The sequence below is a fragment of the Streptomyces sp. NPDC033270 genome (assembly GCF_055576575.1).
Window position 1 is genome coordinate 88341 of record NZ_JBVIRA010000002.1, and the last position, 16387, is coordinate 104727.

The window sequence follows — 16387 nt, forward strand, 5'->3', positions numbered from 1 at the left end:
GGCACGCATGTGCGGTAGGTATGCAGCGAGCCGACGGGCCGAGGACGTGGCGGGGCTCTTCGGTGTGCGGCAGTGGGAGCCGAAGGAGACCCTGGCGCCCAGTTGGAACGTGGCTCCGACGGATCCGGTGCACGTGGTGCTGGAGCGTCCCCTCAAGGGCGAGGCGGCCGCCGCGTTCCCGCCGGGCCCGGTGCGCCAGCTGCGGACGCTGAAATGGGGCCTGGTCCCGTCGTGGTCGAAGTCACCCGAGGGCGCCGCGCGGATGATCAACGCGCGGGCCGAGACGGTGCACGAGAAGCCGTCCTTCCGGCAGGCGTTCGCCACCCGCCGCTGCCTGCTCCCCGGCGACGGCTACTTCGAGTGGGTCACCGACGCCGCCGAGCGGCAGCTGGAGGAGCAGGGCAGGAAGAAGCGGCCCCGTAAGCAGCCGTACTTCGTCACCCCCGCGGACGGCTCGGTGATGGCGATGGCCGGACTGTACGAGTTCTGGCGGGACCGGACGCTGCCCGGCGACCACCCGCTGGCCTGGTGGGTGACCTGCACGGTCGTCACCACCGAGGCCGAGTCCACGGCGCTGGCCGGGGCGGGCGGCGGCGAGGGGCCGCGGTCGCTGGCCGAGATCCACCCCCGGATGCCGCTGGTGCTGCCCCCGGACCGCTGGGACGCCTGGCTCGACCCGGCCCGTACGGACCCCGACGAGCTGCGCGGGCTGCTCGCGCCCCCGCCGCCCGGCCTGATGCGGGCCTACCCCGTCCCCACCGAGGTCAGCAACGTCCGCAACAACGGGCCCGAGCTGCTCACCGAGCTCGACGGGCCGGAGGTCGGCACCCTGTTCTGACAGCGGCCCGCCGCGGGCGCCGGCGTGCTGCGGTGTCCCTTCGCGCGCCGGCGCGGGCAGGATGGGGCGTATGAGTACAGGGGCGATGGAGACCGAGACGGTCGCGACACCGGCGGGCGACGCCCGGATCACCTGGCACCGCGAGGCGACGCCGGCCCGGGCCGTGGTGGCCCTGAGCCACGGCGCCGGCGGCGGCATCGAGGCACGCGATCTGCGGGCCCTGGCGGCCGCGCTGCCGGCCCGCGGCTACACCGTGGCGCTGGTCGAGCAGCCGTGGCGGGTGGCCGGCAAGAAGGTGGCGCCCGCGCCGAAGACCCTGGACGCCGGGTGGACCGCGCTGTGGCCGGCGCTGGAGAAGCCGGGCCTGCCGGTGGTCGCCGGCGGCCGGAGCGCGGGTGCCCGGGTGGCCTGCCGTACGGCGCGGGAGCTGGGCGCCGAGGCGGTACTGGCGCTCAGCTTCCCGCTGCACCCTCCGGGGCGGCCGGAGAAGTCCCGGGCGGACGAGCTGACCGGCGCCGGGGTGCCGACCCTGGTCGTCCAGGGCGGCCGCGACCCGTTCGGCCGACCGGCGGAGTTCCCGCCGGGGACGCGGATCACCGAGGTCGCGCACGGCGACCACGGCTTCGCGGTGCCGAAGAAGGCGGGCGTCGACGAGGCGGAGTCGATGGCGGTGCTCACGGAGGCCGTGGCGGCCTGGCTCGACGGGATGTTCGGCTGACCTCACCGCCGGCCCGGCCGCCGCTCACCCCTGCCCGCGCGGCCGGGCCCGTACGTGCATCCGCTCGCCCTGCCTGCCGAACAGGCTCAGCAGCTCCACCGGCTCGTCGCCCGCGGGGCCGAACCAGTGCGGCAGCCGGGTGTCGAACTCGGCGGCCTCGCCGGCCCGCAGCTCCACGTCGCGGTCGGCGAGCAGCAGCCGCAGCCGCCCGGACAGCACGTAGAACCACTCGTACCCCTCGTGCGTACGCTGCTCGGGTGGCCCGCCGCCCGGGTCGATGACCAGCTTGAACGCCTGCAGGGCGCCCGGCTGGCGGGTCAGCGGCACCACCGTGCGGTCCCCGCGCCGCACCGGCACCGCGCGGACCCGCGGATCGCCGACCTCCGGCGCTCCCACCAGCTCGTCCAGCGGTACCTGGTGCGCGTGCGCGAGCGGCAGCAGCAGTTCGAGGGTGGCCCGACGGCCGCCGGACTCCAGGCGCGAGAGGGTGCTCACCGAGATGCCGGTCACCTCGGACAGCGCGGCGAGCGTCACCCCGCGCTCCTGGCGCAGCCGCCGCAGCCGCGGGCCCACCTCGCTGAGCACCCGTTCATAGGCGCCGCCGTCCGTGCCGTTCGTGTCGTCCCGTGCTGTGTCGTCCACCCCTCCATTGCCGAAGGGGCAACGCGGTTTGTCAACTCCTGGCGAAGATCGGTGTCCGGAGCGGGAATGACCCGGCGTACGCGGCTGTTGTGGGTGTCGTAGGTAGTGGAGTACGTCCGGCGAAGCATGAGGAATGGGAGTCCGCCGCATGGGAATCGCTTGCCCGGCCCGCCCGGCCGCAGACCTGCCGTGGTCGCAGATGCAGGTGACGCAGCCCGCCCTGGCTGGAGCGGCGGCGGCACCGGATCGTCGTCTATTCTCCGATTCGAGTGGGTCCGCTTCCGGATCCGTGACGGTGTTGGAGGAGGTGGGTCCGGTCACCGGTACCGACGCAGGGACCGACGGCACGGCCGAGGAGCATTCCGCGCGCCGACAGGAGAGCGCGACCGAGCGAAACGCGCGCTTCGAGCGGGACGCGCTCACCTTCCTGGACCAGATGTACTCCGCCGCGCTGCGCATGACGCGCAATCCGGCCGACGCCGAGGACCTGGTGCAGGAGACCTACGCCAAGGCGTATGCGTCCTTCCACCAGTTCCGGGAGGGCACCAACCTCAAGGCCTGGCTGTACCGCATCCTCACGAACACCTTCATCAACTCCTACCGCAAGAAGCAGCGCGAGCCCCAGCGCAGCGCCGCCGACGAGATCGAGGACTGGCAGCTGGCGCGCGCCGAGTCGCATATGTCGACGGGCCTGCGCTCGGCCGAGTCCCAGGCGCTCGACCACCTGCCGGATTCGGACGTGAAGGCCGCGCTCCAGGCGATCCCCGAGGAGTTCCGCATCGCGGTATACCTCGCGGATGTCGAGGGGTTTGCGTACAAGGAGATCGCGGACATCATGGGGACACCCATCGGCACGGTGATGTCCCGGCTGCACCGCGGCCGGCGCCAGCTGCGCGGCATGCTGGAGGATTACGCCCGTGAGCGCGGGCTGGTCCCGGCGGGGGCGGCGGCCGCGGACCCGCAGGCCGCGCGGACGTCGGAGTCGCACGACCGGAAAGGCTCGGGATCATGAGCTGCGGAGACCCGCACGAGAAGGACTGCTCAGAGGTCCTTGACCACCTCTACGAGTATCTCGACCGCGAGATGCCCGCCGGGGAGTGCGCGGAGTTCCAGGTGCATCTCGACGAATGCTCGCCGTGCCTGGAGAAGTACGGCCTGGAGCAGGCCGTCAAGAAGCTCGTCAAGCGCTGCTGCGGCCATGACGACGTCCCCAGCGATCTGCGCTCCAAGGTCATGGGGCGGATCGACCTGATCCGGGCCGGCGAGGCCGTGCCCGAGGTGAGCGTGCTCGAACAGGCCCGACACGAGCAGGCGCAGCGGGAGCAGGCGGACGCGGCTGCCGGCGCGGGCGAGGCCGCCGGCCCGTCCGACGCGGCCGGCTCCGCCGATGCACGGACGAAGGCCACGCGCGCCGAATAAGGCAGCACATCACCCGAAGGGGTGAGGGCAGGCCGGTCAGAGCCGCCCGATCCGCCGATGCGCCCTCTCTGGCGCCCCGGCCCCTCTATTCTCACCGAACCCCGGCGCACCGCGGATGCGACGCGAGCGCACCGCGGCCGCGAGGGTTTCCCCGCTCCCCGAGAGCCGGGGGAGAGCGGTGGGCATGCTGAGGAGGGCGCGATGCGGGGACTGCCGGCGGCCGCGCGAGGGTACATCGGCTGCGTCGCGCTGGCCGCGACGCTGTGCACCGCCCCCGCGTTACGGCTCGGTGCCGGCGCCCCCTGGACCGGCGCCCTGGCCCTGGCCACCCTCTACGCACTGTGCGAACAGGTCCGCCGCCGGCCGCTGTCCGACGGCCGGGCGCCGTCCGGGACGCCGTCGTACGCGGGTCCCGGCTGGGCCGCTCCCGTCCTGCTCGCCGGGGCCTTCCTGCTGCCGCCGCCGCTGGCCGCGCTGACCGCCGTCCCCGGAGCGCTGCTCGCACCGGCCGCCGCCCGTTCGGCCGCCGCCCGCCGCATCTGGCACGCCGCCGCGGTGGCCCTGGCCTGCTGTGCGGCCGCCGAGGTCTTCCGGGCCATCGGCCACCACTCGCTGTCCGCACCGCGGTTCCCCGACCTGCTGCTGCCCGCCGCGGCCGCCGCGGTGGCCTTCTGCGCGGTGCCGGCCGCGCTGGAGGGCGGGGTGCTGGTCACCGCCGAGCGCCACCCCGTACGCACCGCCTGGCGCGGGCTGCTGGCCCGCTCGCTGGGCCCGCACCTGGTGCACGGCCTGGCCGGGCTGATGATGGCCGTGCTGTGGTGCAGCTCCTACGGGCCGCCGGCGGCGCTGCTGGTGCTGCTGCCGATGCACCTGTCCTGCTGGGTCTTCGACCGCTACCACCGCGAGCGCGCCGCCCATCAGGCCACCATCCGCGCCCTGGTCCAGGCCGTGGACATCAAGGACCGCTACACCCGCGGGCACAGCGAGCGGGTCGGCCGCGCCTCGGTGATGATCGCCCGGGAGCTGGGCATGGCGGAGGACCGGATGGAGGTGCTCCGGTTCGCCGGCATCCTGCACGACGTCGGCAAACTCGGCGTCCCGACCCGGCTGTTGCGCAAGGACGGGCCGCTGACCCCGGAGGAGCGCCGGGTCATCGAGCTGCATCCGGAGTACGGGCACGAGATCGTGCGGGGCATCGGATTCCTGGGGGAGGCGCGGTCGGCCATCCTGCACCACCACGAGCGGCTGGACGGCCGGGGCTACCCCTACGGCCTGAAGGGGCATCAGATCCCGGAGTTCGCCCGGGTGGTGGCGGTCGCCGACGCCTTCGACGCGATGACCTCGACCCGCTCCTACAGCCGGGCCCGCCCGGTGCCGGTGGCGGTCGCGGAGCTGCGCAAGTGCGCCGGCACGCAGTTCGACCCGCGAATGGTCCGGGCGCTGGCCGCGTCGCTCGACCGCTACGGCTGGCACCCGGACCTGGTGACGGCGGCGGACGGGGAGCCGCCTTCGGCGCGGGGCGGTAGAGGAAACGTCACGCCTGAGGGGCCGGACGGGCCGGACGGCCGCACCGTGCCCGCTGCGGTGGCGCCCGGGCCGGCGCCGGAACGGGCCGGTGGGCCGGGCGGTGGGGTCGCGGCGACCGCACGCCCGGAGCGGGCCGCGGGGCCCCGGCAGGGCGGTGTGCGATGACCGCCCCCGAGGAGCCCGCCGGCACCCTCCGCCCCGGCGCTCGGGGCGGTCGACGCGACCGCACCGCCCGGCCCCCGCGCCCCCGCCGGCCGGCCGTCCCCGGCAGCGCCGTCGTCGCCGCCGTCTACGCCCCTGCCGCGGCCCTGGCCTGCTGGTCGCTCGGCCGGACCCTGTGGGACGGGCTGGACCGGCCGGGGGTCGCGCTGGCCTTCGGCGTGCTGATCGCGGTCGGTGAGCTGGTCGGGTGGGGTCCGGCGCCGGCGGGCGGGCACCGGCCGGAGCCGGGGGAGCGGGAGGCCGCACCGCTCGGTGCGGCCGGTGCGCTCGCGTACGCGCTGCTCGGCGAGGCCGGCGGAGCGCCCACGGCCCACGGCGTCCCGCAGACCGTGGCCGTCGTCCTGGCGGCCGGCCTGGTGGGGCTCGTCCCGCGGCTCGCGCGCGGCCGGGGGCCGGCGCTCGACCCGCTCGCGCGCGGGGTGCTGACCGTCGGCTTCGCCGCCACCTGCTTCCACCCCCTGCACACCACCGGGGCGTTGGGCGGCTGGGCGGCGTCCGGGCCCCTCCGCCCGCTGCTGCTGGTCGGGCTGCTGGCGTTGACCGCGCTGTGCGACGCGGTACTGGCGGCGGCGCTCGCCCGGGCCCGTACGGGCTGGCCCTACGGGCCGCTGCTGCGCGACGAGTTGCGGGCGCTGCTCGGCACCGGCACCGCGATCTGCGCCACCGGGGTGGTGATCTCGCTGGCCACGGCGGTCGCCGGGCTGTGGGCGCTGCCGGTGTTCTGTCTGCCGCTGCTGCTGACCCAGTTCGCCCTTCGCCGGTTCGCGGCCGTCCGCGCCACCTACCGCCAGACCATCGCCTCGCTGGCCCGGTCCACCGAGATCGCCGGCTACACCCCGCACGGCCACGCCCGCCGGGTGGCCGCGCTCAGCCGCGCGGTGGGGCGCGAACTGGGCTTGAGCGAGCCGGACTTGGACGTGCTGGAACACGCCGCCCTGATGCACGACATCGGCCAGCTGTCGCTGCTGGACCCGGTGCCGGCCGGGGCGACGGCGCCGCTGCCGCCCGCCGAGCAGCGCCGGATCGCCCTGCTGGGCGGCGCCGTTGTCCGGCAGACCGGGGTTCCCCCGGAGGTGGCGGTGATCGTCGAGCGGCAGGCCGATCCGTACCGGGACCAGCCGGTCACGGCCCGTATCGTCCGCACCGTCAACGCCTACGACGACCTGTCGGGCGGGGCCGCGGGGACCGCAGGCGCGCTGCGCGCCCTGGAGCGGCTGCGGCTGGCCACCGCGCGGGAGCACGAACCCCTGGTCGTCGAGGCGCTGGCCCGGGTGCTGGGGAGTGGCGGCGGGCTGGTGTGACATGAGTGACCTTGTGGGGCGCGGGTCACGGGCCTGCCCGCCCGATCCGTCCTGCGGAACCCCTTCACGGACGACTATCCGCCGGTAAGGTCGGAAATGGCCCCGGAAGGGCCGTGAGCGGCTCTCCCACGGGCCCGCGGGTCCGTCATGGTCCCGCGGGCTCCGAACGCCCCGAAACCCCGTGGTTGAGCCGCCGCCGGGCGTCCGGCGGGAGGGAACCCATGGGTAATGAGCGCCCTTCGAGATGGGCATGGTTGGATGCGAAGGAAGCCCCCCACAGGGGGATTCAAGGGGGCGGGCGAAGGCAAGGAGCCGCAGGGGGGCACAGCAAACCAGGCTGAGCCCGACGGCAATCTGTGGCAGGTTGTCGAGTAGGTCCCCAGAAGGGCCCCGGGCGCCGTCCGGGGCACCTCCGGAGCGGCATCGAGAGCAACCAGCAGGCGGGAATCGTGAGGATCTTCGGCAAGGTACGGCACCGGCCCTCCGCCTCGTGGCGGCAGGCGACCGACCGCGCTTTCACGCTGATCGGCGACGGCCGTTACGACGACGCGGGCGCGCTGCTGACGCGCGCCGCGGACATGGAGCCGTGGCTGTCCGAGTCCTGGTTCAACCTCGCCCTGCTGCACAAGTTCCGGCACGACTGGGAGCAGGCCCGGGCCGCCGGCCTGCGCGCGGTCGCCCTGCTGGACCGCGAGAGCGGGGCGCCCGACTGGTGGAACGTCGGCATCGCCGCCACCGCCCTGCAGGACTGGCCGCTGGCCCGCCGCGCCTGGCAGGCGTACGGCCTCAAGGTGCCCAGTGAGGGCTCGCCGTCCGGCGAACCGCACGGTATGGCCCTGGGCAGCGCCGCCGTCCGGCTCTCCCCGGAGGGCGAGGCCGAGGTGGTCTGGGGCCGCCGGCTGGACCCGGCCCGTATCGAGGTGCTGTCGATCCCGCTGCCGTCCTCCGGGCGGCGCTGGGGCGAGGTGGTGCTGCACGACGGCGTCCCGCACGGCGAGCGGACCACCGTCGACGCCGACGGGACCACCAGGGCGTTTCCGGTCTTCGACGAGATCGAGCTGTGGGCGCCCTCCCCGGTGCCCACCTGGGTCGTGCTCCTGGAGGCCGCCACGGAGGCCGACCGGGACGCCCTGGAGCAGCTGGCGGCTGACGCCGGCTTCGCCGCCGAGGACTGGTCCTCCTCCGTCCGGCTGCTGTGCCGTACGTGCTCGGAGAGCCGGATGCCCAGCGACGAGGGCGACGGCGAGCACCTGGACCCGCACGACCACAGTGAGCCGGGTCACCCCGGCCCGCTCGGGCACCGCACCGCCGGCTCGGGTTCGCTGTGGGTGCCCGAGCGCGAGTGCGGTATCGCCGCGCCGTCGGCCCTGGTCCGCGGGCTGCTGGACGGCTGGGTCGCGGACAGCCCGGACACCCGGGAATGGCGCGACCTCGAAGAGGTCTGCTGAGCCTCCGCCCGCGCCGCCGTAGGCTGTAGGGCGACTAACAGGGTTTTGAGGAAGGCGTACGGCGGAGATGGCCCAGCAGCCTGTGTTTGACCAAGACGGTGACGAGCGGGTGGACGACGAGTTCGTCGACGACGTCACGGACGCCGAGGAGCGGGAGGCCGCCCACCGCGGGCGCGGTACCTCGCGGCCGATCACGGTCGTCGGCAATCCGGTGCTCCACAAGGAGTGCAAGGACGTCACGGACTTCGGCGACGAGCTCGCCGGGCTCATCGACGACATGTTCGCCAGCCAGCGCACCGCCGAGGGCGTGGGCCTGGCCGCCAACCAGATCGGTGTGGACCTGAAGGTCTTCGTCTACGACTGCATGGACGACCAGGGCGTCCGGCACGTCGGCGCGATCTGCAACCCGGTGCTGGACGAGCTGCCGGCCGAGCGCCGGGTGCTGGACGACTCCAACGAGGGCTGCCTGTCCGTGCCGGGCGCCTACGCCGAGCTGGCCCGTCCCGACTACGCCGTGTGCCGCGGCCAGAACGCCGAGGGCGAGCCGATCGCGGTCCGGGGCACCGGCTACTTCGCGCGCTGCCTGCAGCACGAGACCGACCACCTCAACGGCTACCTCTACATCGACCGGCTCAGCAAGCGGGACCGCAAGGCCGCGCTGAAGCAGATGGCCGAGCTGGAGCCGCGCTACCCCGTCGTCCCCAACGACTGAGGCGGGCGGGGGGGGGGGGGGGGGGGGGGGGGGGGGGGGGGGGGGGGGGGGGGGGGGGGGGGGGGGGGGGGGGAGGGGAGGGGGTACGTCGTACCCACCCCACCCCCCCCCCCCCCCCCCCCCCCCCCCCCCCCCCCTCCCGCCCCCCCCCCCCCCCCCCCCCCCCCCCCCCCCCCCCCGGCCCCGTCAGGACGCCTTCTGGTAGGCGCTCCAGACCTTCGGGGGGAGGGTGGTGCCCAGCCCCGTGTCGTCGCCGCCGACGCCCTGCATCGGCAGCAGCTCGGGCGCGCCCGGCTTGTTGCGGAACATGGTGACGGCCGTGGTCGGCTCGGCGTCGGCATCCGCGCCGGGCGCGCGGTCGGGGCGGATGCCGCCCCAGTCCTCCTTGCCCGTGCCGGGGCCGGGGCCGAATTCCGGGTCGGTGGACGACGGGCTGCCGATGAACCACGCCGACTTCATCCGGTCGCCCGGCTCGGTGCGGCCGGCCGCGACCGGCCGCTTGGCCGCCGCGTCGTCCGGCGCTCCCAGGGTGCGCCAGCCCAGCCCCTCCAGGGTCGCGGAGACCTGCTGGGCGACCCCGGCGTCGAGGACCTGCTGGGGCTCGGCGCGGTCGAAGCCGCGGATCTTCCTGCCGTCGTAGGTCATCGACGTCACCGCGTAGGGGTCGGCGTGCAGTCCGCCGTTGGCGAAGGTGGTGTAGGCGCTCGCCATCCGTATCGCGCTGGGTGCCGAGGTGCCCAGCGGGAAGGTCTGCTCCAGGGGTGCCATGCTCTCCTCGCGCAGCCCCGCCTCCACCGCCAGATCCCGGATCCGGTCCAGGCCGAGGCGCTGCCCGGCCTGCACGAACGGCGGGCTCTGGGCCTTCATCAGCGCCCCGCGCAGATCCCCGACCTCGCTCTCCCAGTCCACCGGACTCATCTCACCGGTGTCCTCGGGCCGCTCGGTGTCCGCGTCGGGCCCGTCGACCTGCTGCTGGAGCGCGGTCGCCAGCACGAACGGCTTGAAGGCGGAGCCGGCCGGGACGGCCGAGGTGTCCGCGTTGTTGCTGAAGTGCCGGGTGGCGTCCCTGCCGCCGTACAGGGCGAGGATCGCCCCGTCCTTGGGGCGTACGGAGGCCGCGCCGAACTCGACATAGGTGTCGGCCGCGCGCTCCTTCGGGTGGAGGTTCTCGCGGCGGACGTCGCTCACGGCCTCCTCCAGGCGGCGGGTGAGCTGCTTGTCGAAGGTGGTGTGTATGCGGTAGCCGCCGCGCGCCAGGTCCTTGTCGGTCAGGCCGGTGCCGGCCTTGACGAACTTGTTGGCGATATCGACGAGATAGCCGATCTGGCCGGCCTGGCTGGTGGGCTTCGACAGTGTGCGCGGCTCGGGGAACGTGCGGTACTTCGCCCGCTCCTGCCTGCTCATCTTGCCGGTGGCGACCTGCCGGTCGAGTATCCACTTCCAGCGTTCCACGGCCCGCTGGTGATTGGCCTTGCTCAGCCCCGGGTCGTACTGCTCCGACCCCTTCAGCAGGGCGGCCAGCAGTGCGCCCTGGCTGGGGTTGAGGTTCTTGGCGTCGATGCCGTAGTACGCGTGGGCGGCCGCCTGGATTCCGTAGGAACCGCGGCCGAACCAGCTGGTGTTGAGGTAGCCGCGCAGGATCTCCGGCTTGGACTTCTGGTTGCTCACCTTCAGCGAGAGGATGAACTCCCTCGCCTTGCGGGTGATCGTCTGGTCCTGCGAGAGATAGGTGTTCTTCACATACTGCTGGGTGATGGTGGAGCCGCCCTGGGTCTCCTCGCCGGAGACCATGTTGACCACGGCGCGGGCGATGCCCTGCAGGGAGACGCCGGGGTCGCTGTAGAAGGTGGCGTTCTCCGCGGCGATCACGGAGTTCTCGACCGAGTCGGGCACCTTGTCGAGGGTGACGTTCTGCCGGTTGACGGCGCCCACGCTCACCATCTGGCTGCCGTCCGCCCAGTAGTAGACGGTGGCTTCCTGCCCGGCGAGTTCGTTCTCGTTCGGAATGTCGATCGTCGCGTACACGACAGTGAACAGCCCCGCCAGGCAGAGGATGCCGAACGAGAGGGTGCCGAGCCACAGCCGCCATGACGGCAGCCAGCGGCGCGGACCCTCTCGTCCCTGGCGCGGATAGTCGATGAACCGACGGCGCCCCTTCGTGGCCTTCATATCCACAGAGATGTGGTGGCCGCGGCTCCGGTTGCCGAGGTAACAGAACGCTCACATTGGCGCATGACCAGGGCTGACGGGGCGTCGCGGGTCCTTCGATTCCCCGGGTCTAGAAGTCGTCGTCGAAGGAGACCGAGCCCTCGACGGCGACCTGGTAGGCGGAGGCCCGGCGCTCGAAGAAGTTGGTCAGCTCCTGGACGTTCTGCAGCTCCATGAAGGAGAACGGGTTCTCCGATCCGTACACGGGAGCAAATCCCAGGCGCTGCAGCCGCTGGTCGGCGACGCACTGGAGGTACTCGCGCATCGACTCGGTGTTCATGCCCGGCAGGCCGTCACCGCACAGGTCGCGGCCGAACTGCAGCTCGGCCTCGACGGCCTCCTTGAGCATCTCGGTGACCTGCTGCTCCAGCTTGTCGTCGAAGAGGCCGGGCTCCTCCTCGCGGACCGTGTCCACCACCGAGAACGCGAAGTCCATGTGCATGGACTCGTCGCGGAAGACCCAGTTGGTGCCGGTGGCCAGCCCGTGCAGCAGACCGCGCGAGCGGAACCAGTAGACGTAGGCGAAGGCGCCGTAGAAGAACAGCCCCTCGATACAGGCCGCGAAGCAGATCAGGTTCAGCAGGAAGCGGCGCCGGTCGGCCTTGGACTCCAGCCGGTCGATGCTCTCGACCGAGTCCATCCACTTGAAGCAGAACTCGGCCTTCTCCCGGATGGAGGGGATGTTCTCCACGGCCGCGAAGGCGGCGGCTCGGTCGTCCGGGTTGGGGAGGTAGGTGTCCAGCAGCGTCAGATAGAACTGGACGTGCACCGCCTCCTCGAAGAGCTGACGGCTCAGGTACAGCCGCGCCTCGGGGGAGTTGATGTGCTTGTAGAGCGTCAGCACGAGGTTGTTGGCGACGATCGAGTCACCGGTCGCGAAGAACGCGACCAGCCGGCCGATCATGTGCTGCTCGCCCGGCGAGAGCTTGGCGAGGTCGGCGACGTCGGAGTGGAGGTCGACCTCCTCCACGGTCCAGGTGTTCTTGATCGCGTCGCGGTAGCGGTCGTAGAACTCCGGGTACCGCATGGGCCGAAGGGTCAGCTCGAAGCCCGGGTCGAGGAGGTTCTTGGCGCCGGTGGTGGCCGTGTGCGTGGCGGCGGCGTTGGGGGTATCAGGCGCGGTGGTCATTACTGGCAGGCCTCGCAGGACTCGGGGTTTTCCAGGGAGCAGGCGACCGCCTCGGGGTCGGTGGCCTGCTGCGGGACGGGTACGGGGGAGCCGGCGGCCGCGGTGCCGCGGGCCGACTGGGCGATCCGGGTCGCCGGGCGCGAACGCAGGTAGTACGTCGTCTTGATGCCGCGCTTCCAGGCGTAGGCGTACATCGAGCTGAGCTTGCCGATGGTCGGCGACGCCATGAAGAGGTTCAGCGACTGGCTCTGGTCGATGAAGGGCGTACGGGCCGCGGCCATGTCGATCAGGGCGCGCTGCGGGATCTCCCAGGCGGTGCGGTACAGCGCCCGGACCTCCTCGGGGATCCAATCGACGTCCTGCACCGAGCCGTTGGCCTCGCGCAGCGCGTCACGGGTCCGCGCGTCCCACAGCCCAAGCGCCTTGAGCTCCTCGATCAGATACGCGTTGACCTGCAGGAACTCGCCCGACAGCGTCTCGCGCTTGAAGAGGTTGGAGACCTGCGGCTCGATGCACTCGTACACGCCCGCGATCGAGGCGATGGTCGCGGTCGGCGCGATCGCCAGCAGCAGCGAGTTGCGCATCCCGGTCGTGGCGATCCGGGTGCGCAGCGCCGCCCAGCGGTCCGCCCAGCGGGGCTCGGCGTTCGGGTAGTGGTCCGGGTGCAGCACACCGCGGGCGGTGCGGGTCGACGACCAGGCCGGGTGCGGGCCGTGCCGCTCGGCGAGAGCGGCGGACGCCTCGTACGCGGCGAGCATGATCCGCTCGGAGATCCGGGTCGACAGCTCCCGCGCCTCGGCCGAGTCGAAGGGCAGCCGCAGCCGGAAGAAGACGTCCTGAAGGCCCATCAGGCCCAGACCCACCGGGCGCCAGCGGGAGTTGGAGGCCCCGGCCTGCTCGGTCGGGTAGAAGTTGATGTCCACGACCCGGTCGAGGAAGGTGACGGCGGTACGGACCGTGGCGTCCAGCTTCTCCCAGTCCATCTCGCCGTTGTCACCCAGGTGGGCCGCGAGGTTGACCGACCCCAGGTTGCAGACCGCGGTCTCCCCGTCGTTGGTCACCTCCAGGATCTCCGTGCACAGGTTGGAGGAGTGCACGACCTGGCCGGGCTCGGCGGTCTGGTTGGCGGTGCGGTTGGCGGCGTCCTTGAACGTCATCCAGCCGTTGCCGGTCTGCGCCAGGGTGCGCATCATGCGGGAGTACAGCACCCGGGCCGGGATCTGCTTGAGCGCCCGGCCCTCGGCCTCGGCCCTGCGGTAGGCGGCGTCGAACTCCTCGCCCCACAGGTCCACCAGCTCCGGGGCGTCCGAGGGGGAGAACAGCGACCAGTCGGCGTCCGCCTCCACCCGGCGCATGAACTCGTCCGGGATCCAGTGCGCGATGTTCAGGTTGTGGGTCCGGCGGGCCTCCTCACCGGTGTTGTCGCGCAGCTCCAGGAACTCCTCGATGTCGGCGTGCCAGGTCTCCAGGTAGACGCAGGCGGCGCCCTTGCGCCGGCCGCCCTGGTTCACGGCCGCGACCGAGGCGTCCAGGGTGCGCAGGAACGGCACGATGCCGTTGGAGTGCCCGTTGGTGCCGCGGATCAGCGAACCGCGGGCGCGGATACGGGAGTACGACAGGCCGATGCCGCCGGCGTGCTTGGACAGCCGCGCCACCTGGTGGTAGCGGTCGTAGATCGAGTCCAGCTCGTCCAGCGGCGAGTCCAGCAGGTAGCAGGACGACATCTGCGGGTGGCGGGTGCCGGAGTTGAACAGGGTGGGGGAGGAGGGCAGGTACGACAGCGAGCTGGTGAGGCCGTACAGCTCGGCGACGTCGTCCAGGGCGCGCTCGCTGCCGTCCTCGGCGAGGCCGCAGGCCACTCGCAGCAGGAAGTGCTGGGGCGTCTCGACGACCTGGCGGGTGGTGGGGTGGCGCAGCAGGTAGCGCGAGTGCAGGGTGCGCAGCCCGAAGTACCCGAACCGGTCGTCGGCGCCGTCGGCGAGCGCCTGGTCGACCAGGGCGTCCAGCCGGGCGGCGTGGGTCCGTACGAACTCCGCGGTCTCGTCGGCGATCAGCCCCTCGCGGTGGCCGACTTCGACGGAGGCGGAGAAGGCGACCGCCCCCTGTGCGGCCGCCTCCTCCGAGATCGAGAGGGTGAGCAGCCGCGCGGCGAGCTTGGAGTACTGCGGCTCGTCACCGATCAGTCCGGCCGCGGCCTCGATGGCCAGCGACCGCAGTTCGGACTCGCCCGCGCCCTCGTACCGGCCCCGCAGGGCGGCGGCGGCCACCTTGCCGGGGTCGGTCGCGGTCAGGTCCTCGGTCAGCTTCGTCAGGGTGCGCAGCAGCGCGACGCCCGGACCGTCCTGCCCGGCCTCGCCCGGGCCGCCGTCGGCGGGGGCGGCGGGCGTGGTCACCGCAGGCTGCACGACCTCGGCGTCTGACGCGGGTTCCGTTGGCGCGATGGTCACGTGATGCTCTCCCTCACTCGGCGGGGGCCAGGAGGGGCGGGGCGCGACGGCCGCACGCGCGCGTGCGGCACCCCGTGACGGTCAGGGGTGCGCGGGCACACCGCGCGGCGTCCACCGGCCCAACCCTCGGGGCCCGGACGTATCGACGTCCGCACCGATGGCGGTGCGGGCGTACCGTCGGCAGGTCCTCGGACTTCACGGGCGCGCGGCAGGGCCCTCATCGGGCCACTGGGCGCGCTCTTACACCGTTGCGGGACAGTTCCGGATTCCCACCGGATTCCCCTGCGGCGACAGCGAGGACGAGCATACATCTTGTGCTGCTCCTCGCGTGCACCCCCACATCTTGTGTCGCCGCCTCATACCACTCCGACAGGTGTGCGAAGCGCCAGGGGGCGGGGGAGTGCCCGGAACGGTCCTCGGGCCGGGCCTGGAGCGCCTTTCAGGCCACCTTCCGCACGAACGCCCAGAGCGTGATCCCCGGTACCGGCTCCCAGTCCCGCTCCTCGGCGCGGGCGAATCCCAGCCGCCGGTAGAGCCGGTGGGCGGGCAGTACGTGCCGCGGGGTGGACAGCACCATGCCGCTCAGTCCGAGCGCCCGCGCCCGCTCCAGACACACCGCCACCAACGCCTCCCCGACCCCTCGTCCGCGCCCCTCGGGCCGTACCGCCAGCATCCGGAACTCCCCCTCGCCGGGGCCCGCCAGCTCCGCATACGGACTCCCGTACGCGGAGAAGGTGACCGTCCCCACCACCCGCTCCTCCGGCCCCTCCACGGCCACCAGCACCTCGGCCTGCTCCGCCCGCTCGGCCACCCTCCGCAGCGTCGCCGCGTAGGTGTCGCTCTCCCCGGAGACCAGTAGCCCGTCGGCCAGATAGACAGCCACGAGCAACTCACCGACCACACCGAACTCCGCCTGCCGCACGGGCCTGATCGTGATGTCCATGGGGTCAAGTGTGGGGGGTGGGGTTGAGGGCGGGGTGGTTGTCGGCGGCCTCGGCTATCGTCGGTTCTAGGTTCCCTGCTCCGGCCGACACAAGAAGGAGAAGGCCTTATGAGCGCGCTTGCTGACCGGGTGCACATCATGGAGACCGAGCACTTTGAAGAGGCCGCCCGGATACTCGCCCGCCTGGAGAAAGGCGCTCGGCTGGAGTTCATCGACGGGAAGATCAGGAGCAAGGCTGTGCCGGACGGGGACCACGGTCGGATCATCGAGTGGCTCACGCGCATGTGCATTCAGGCGCGCCCCGAGCTGTGGCTCTACCCGGACCAGGGGCTGAAGGTACAGGGGTATCGCGGCGGCCGGGCCCGTCCGGACGGCGAACTCGCACCCAGCGGTGCCTTCGTGGGCCAAGGCGAATGGGCGGCTCCTGACCCGGTGCTCATGGTCGTCGAGGTCACCTCTTATGACTCGGACACCGATCAGCGTGATCGGGTGGAGAAGCCTCGTGCGTATGCGGAGACCGGCATCCCGCTCTATCTGCTGGTCGACCGGGGAGCCTGTGAGGTTTCGGTCTACAGCGAGCCCGACCACGGCCGATACGAGACCATTCACACCGTGCCGTACGGCAAGTCGCTCCACCTGCCGGACCCCGTCGGCATCACCCTGGACACCGAGCCGCTCAAGGACTGGGTGAACTGACACCTCTCCCCATGCGAATGGGCCGCTGGGGACCCGAGGGGGGGAGCGGTCCCGTCCTCGTGGGTGTCCTGCGCCTCACTTCCCCCCCCGTTCCCCCCCCACGGCCCGCGGCCGTTCCTCCCAGGGATCGGAAAAAA

General features: G+C 72.8%; 14 protein-coding genes and 1 riboswitch. Of the genes, 9 read left to right on the forward strand and 5 right to left on the reverse strand.

The genetic code is table 11. The features are described from left to right. The first annotated feature begins 7 nt into the window (after nucleotides 1-7). Nucleotides 8-838 (forward strand): SOS response-associated peptidase, encoded by an 831-nt coding sequence (locus ACZ5XZ_RS03875; RefSeq protein WP_468974334.1) that lies wholly within the window; start codon nucleotides 8-10, stop codon nucleotides 836-838. A gap of 70 nt (nucleotides 839-908) precedes the next feature. Then, nucleotides 909-1556, forward strand: coding sequence for an alpha/beta hydrolase family protein (locus ACZ5XZ_RS03880; RefSeq protein ID WP_468974336.1), 648 nt, complete (start codon nucleotides 909-911; stop codon nucleotides 1554-1556). Nucleotides 1557-1580: 24 nt separating this feature from the next. Here the strand turns inward: ACZ5XZ_RS03880 and ACZ5XZ_RS03885 are convergent, their stop codons facing one another. After that, nucleotides 1581-2198: a helix-turn-helix domain-containing protein gene (locus ACZ5XZ_RS03885; RefSeq protein ID WP_468974338.1), complete on the reverse strand. Its 618-nt coding sequence runs from the start codon at nucleotides 2196-2198 to the stop codon at nucleotides 1581-1583. Nucleotides 2199-2505: 307 nt separating this feature from the next. Here ACZ5XZ_RS03885 and ACZ5XZ_RS03890 point away from each other — a divergent pair, with 307 nt between their 5' ends. The 6 genes from ACZ5XZ_RS03890 (at nucleotide 2506) to def (ending at nucleotide 8827) form a co-directional block, all read left to right on the forward strand. Continuing rightward, complete coding sequence (locus ACZ5XZ_RS03890; RefSeq protein ID WP_468974896.1) at nucleotides 2506-3210, forward strand: sigma-70 family RNA polymerase sigma factor; 705 nt, start codon at nucleotides 2506-2508, stop codon at nucleotides 3208-3210. Further along, nucleotides 3207-3617 (forward strand): mycothiol system anti-sigma-R factor, encoded by a 411-nt coding sequence (gene rsrA, locus ACZ5XZ_RS03895; protein ID WP_468974340.1) that lies wholly within the window; start codon nucleotides 3207-3209, stop codon nucleotides 3615-3617. Before ACZ5XZ_RS03890 ends, rsrA begins: the two co-directional genes overlap by 4 nt. 201 nt (nucleotides 3618-3818) lie before the next feature. Beyond that, nucleotides 3819-5309 carry an HD-GYP domain-containing protein gene (locus ACZ5XZ_RS03900; RefSeq protein WP_468974341.1) on the forward strand — a complete coding sequence of 497 codons (1491 nt, stop codon included), beginning with the start codon at nucleotides 3819-3821 and terminating at the stop codon, nucleotides 5307-5309. After that, complete coding sequence (locus ACZ5XZ_RS03905; protein WP_468974343.1) at nucleotides 5306-6667, forward strand: HD-GYP domain-containing protein; 1362 nt, start codon at nucleotides 5306-5308, stop codon at nucleotides 6665-6667. The genes ACZ5XZ_RS03900 and ACZ5XZ_RS03905 overlap by 4 nt, the downstream gene beginning before the upstream one ends. 449 nt (nucleotides 6668-7116) lie before the next feature. Further along, nucleotides 7117-8115 (forward strand): tetratricopeptide repeat protein, encoded by a 999-nt coding sequence (locus tag ACZ5XZ_RS03910; protein ID WP_468974345.1) that lies wholly within the window; start codon nucleotides 7117-7119, stop codon nucleotides 8113-8115. A 67-nt stretch (nucleotides 8116-8182) separates the two neighbouring features. Further along, complete coding sequence (gene def, locus ACZ5XZ_RS03915; protein ID WP_468974347.1) at nucleotides 8183-8827, forward strand: peptide deformylase; 645 nt, start codon at nucleotides 8183-8185, stop codon at nucleotides 8825-8827. 186 nt (nucleotides 8828-9013) lie between these two features. Here the strand turns inward: def and ACZ5XZ_RS03920 are convergent, their stop codons facing one another. The 4 genes from ACZ5XZ_RS03920 to ACZ5XZ_RS03935 all read right to left on the reverse strand — a co-directional run bounded on the left by ACZ5XZ_RS03920 (nucleotide 9014) and on the right by ACZ5XZ_RS03935 (nucleotide 15554). Beyond that, the gene (locus ACZ5XZ_RS03920) at nucleotides 9014-10996 is read right to left on the reverse strand and encodes a transglycosylase domain-containing protein (protein ID WP_468974349.1); all 1983 of its coding nucleotides are present in this window, start codon (nucleotides 10994-10996) and stop codon (nucleotides 9014-9016) included. Between the two features lie 109 nt (nucleotides 10997-11105). Further along, complete coding sequence (locus tag ACZ5XZ_RS03925; RefSeq protein ID WP_468974351.1) at nucleotides 11106-12164, reverse strand: ribonucleotide-diphosphate reductase subunit beta; 1059 nt, start codon at nucleotides 12162-12164, stop codon at nucleotides 11106-11108. Continuing rightward, entirely contained in the window at nucleotides 12164-14611 is a 2448-nt protein-coding gene (locus ACZ5XZ_RS03930) for a ribonucleoside-diphosphate reductase subunit alpha (RefSeq protein WP_468974353.1), read from the reverse strand. The genes ACZ5XZ_RS03925 and ACZ5XZ_RS03930 overlap by 1 nt, the downstream gene beginning before the upstream one ends. A gap of 162 nt (nucleotides 14612-14773) precedes the next feature. Beyond that, a riboswitch (cobalamin riboswitch) is annotated at nucleotides 14774-14924 on the reverse strand. Between the two features lie 126 nt (nucleotides 14925-15050). After that, complete coding sequence (locus tag ACZ5XZ_RS03935) at nucleotides 15051-15554, reverse strand: GNAT family N-acetyltransferase (RefSeq protein ID WP_468974355.1); 504 nt, start codon at nucleotides 15552-15554, stop codon at nucleotides 15051-15053. A 108-nt stretch (nucleotides 15555-15662) separates the two neighbouring features. On the opposite strand from ACZ5XZ_RS03935, the gene ACZ5XZ_RS03940 reads away from it, so the two are divergent. After that, a complete protein-coding gene (locus ACZ5XZ_RS03940) occupies nucleotides 15663-16250 on the forward strand; it encodes a Uma2 family endonuclease (RefSeq protein ID WP_468974360.1) in 588 nt (195 codons plus the stop codon). Nucleotides 16251-16387 lie beyond the last annotated feature (137 nt).

What these genes read in the sequence shown, in the direction of transcription:
- ACZ5XZ_RS03875 (WP_468974334.1), top strand. Translation starts at nt 8, where the DNA reads ATGTGCGGTAGGTATGCAGCGAGCCGACGGGCCGAGGACGTGGCGGGG.
- ACZ5XZ_RS03880 (WP_468974336.1), top strand. Translation starts at nt 909, where the DNA reads ATGAGTACAGGGGCGATGGAGACCGAGACGGTCGCGACACCGGCGGGC.
- rsrA (WP_468974340.1), top strand. Translation starts at nt 3,207, where the DNA reads ATGAGCTGCGGAGACCCGCACGAGAAGGACTGCTCAGAGGTCCTTGAC.
- ACZ5XZ_RS03900 (WP_468974341.1), top strand. Translation starts at nt 3,819, where the DNA reads ATGCGGGGACTGCCGGCGGCCGCGCGAGGGTACATCGGCTGCGTCGCG.
- ACZ5XZ_RS03905 (WP_468974343.1), top strand. Translation starts at nt 5,306, where the DNA reads ATGACCGCCCCCGAGGAGCCCGCCGGCACCCTCCGCCCCGGCGCTCGG.
- def (WP_468974347.1), top strand. Translation starts at nt 8,183, where the DNA reads ATGGCCCAGCAGCCTGTGTTTGACCAAGACGGTGACGAGCGGGTGGAC.
- ACZ5XZ_RS03920 (WP_468974349.1), bottom strand. Translation starts at nt 10,996, where the DNA reads ATGAAGGCCACGAAGGGGCGCCGTCGGTTCATCGACTATCCGCGCCAG.
- ACZ5XZ_RS03925 (WP_468974351.1), bottom strand. Translation starts at nt 12,164, where the DNA reads ATGACCACCGCGCCTGATACCCCCAACGCCGCCGCCACGCACACGGCC.
- ACZ5XZ_RS03935 (WP_468974355.1), bottom strand. Translation starts at nt 15,554, where the DNA reads ATGGACATCACGATCAGGCCCGTGCGGCAGGCGGAGTTCGGTGTGGTC.
- ACZ5XZ_RS03940 (WP_468974360.1), top strand. Translation starts at nt 15,663, where the DNA reads ATGAGCGCGCTTGCTGACCGGGTGCACATCATGGAGACCGAGCACTTT.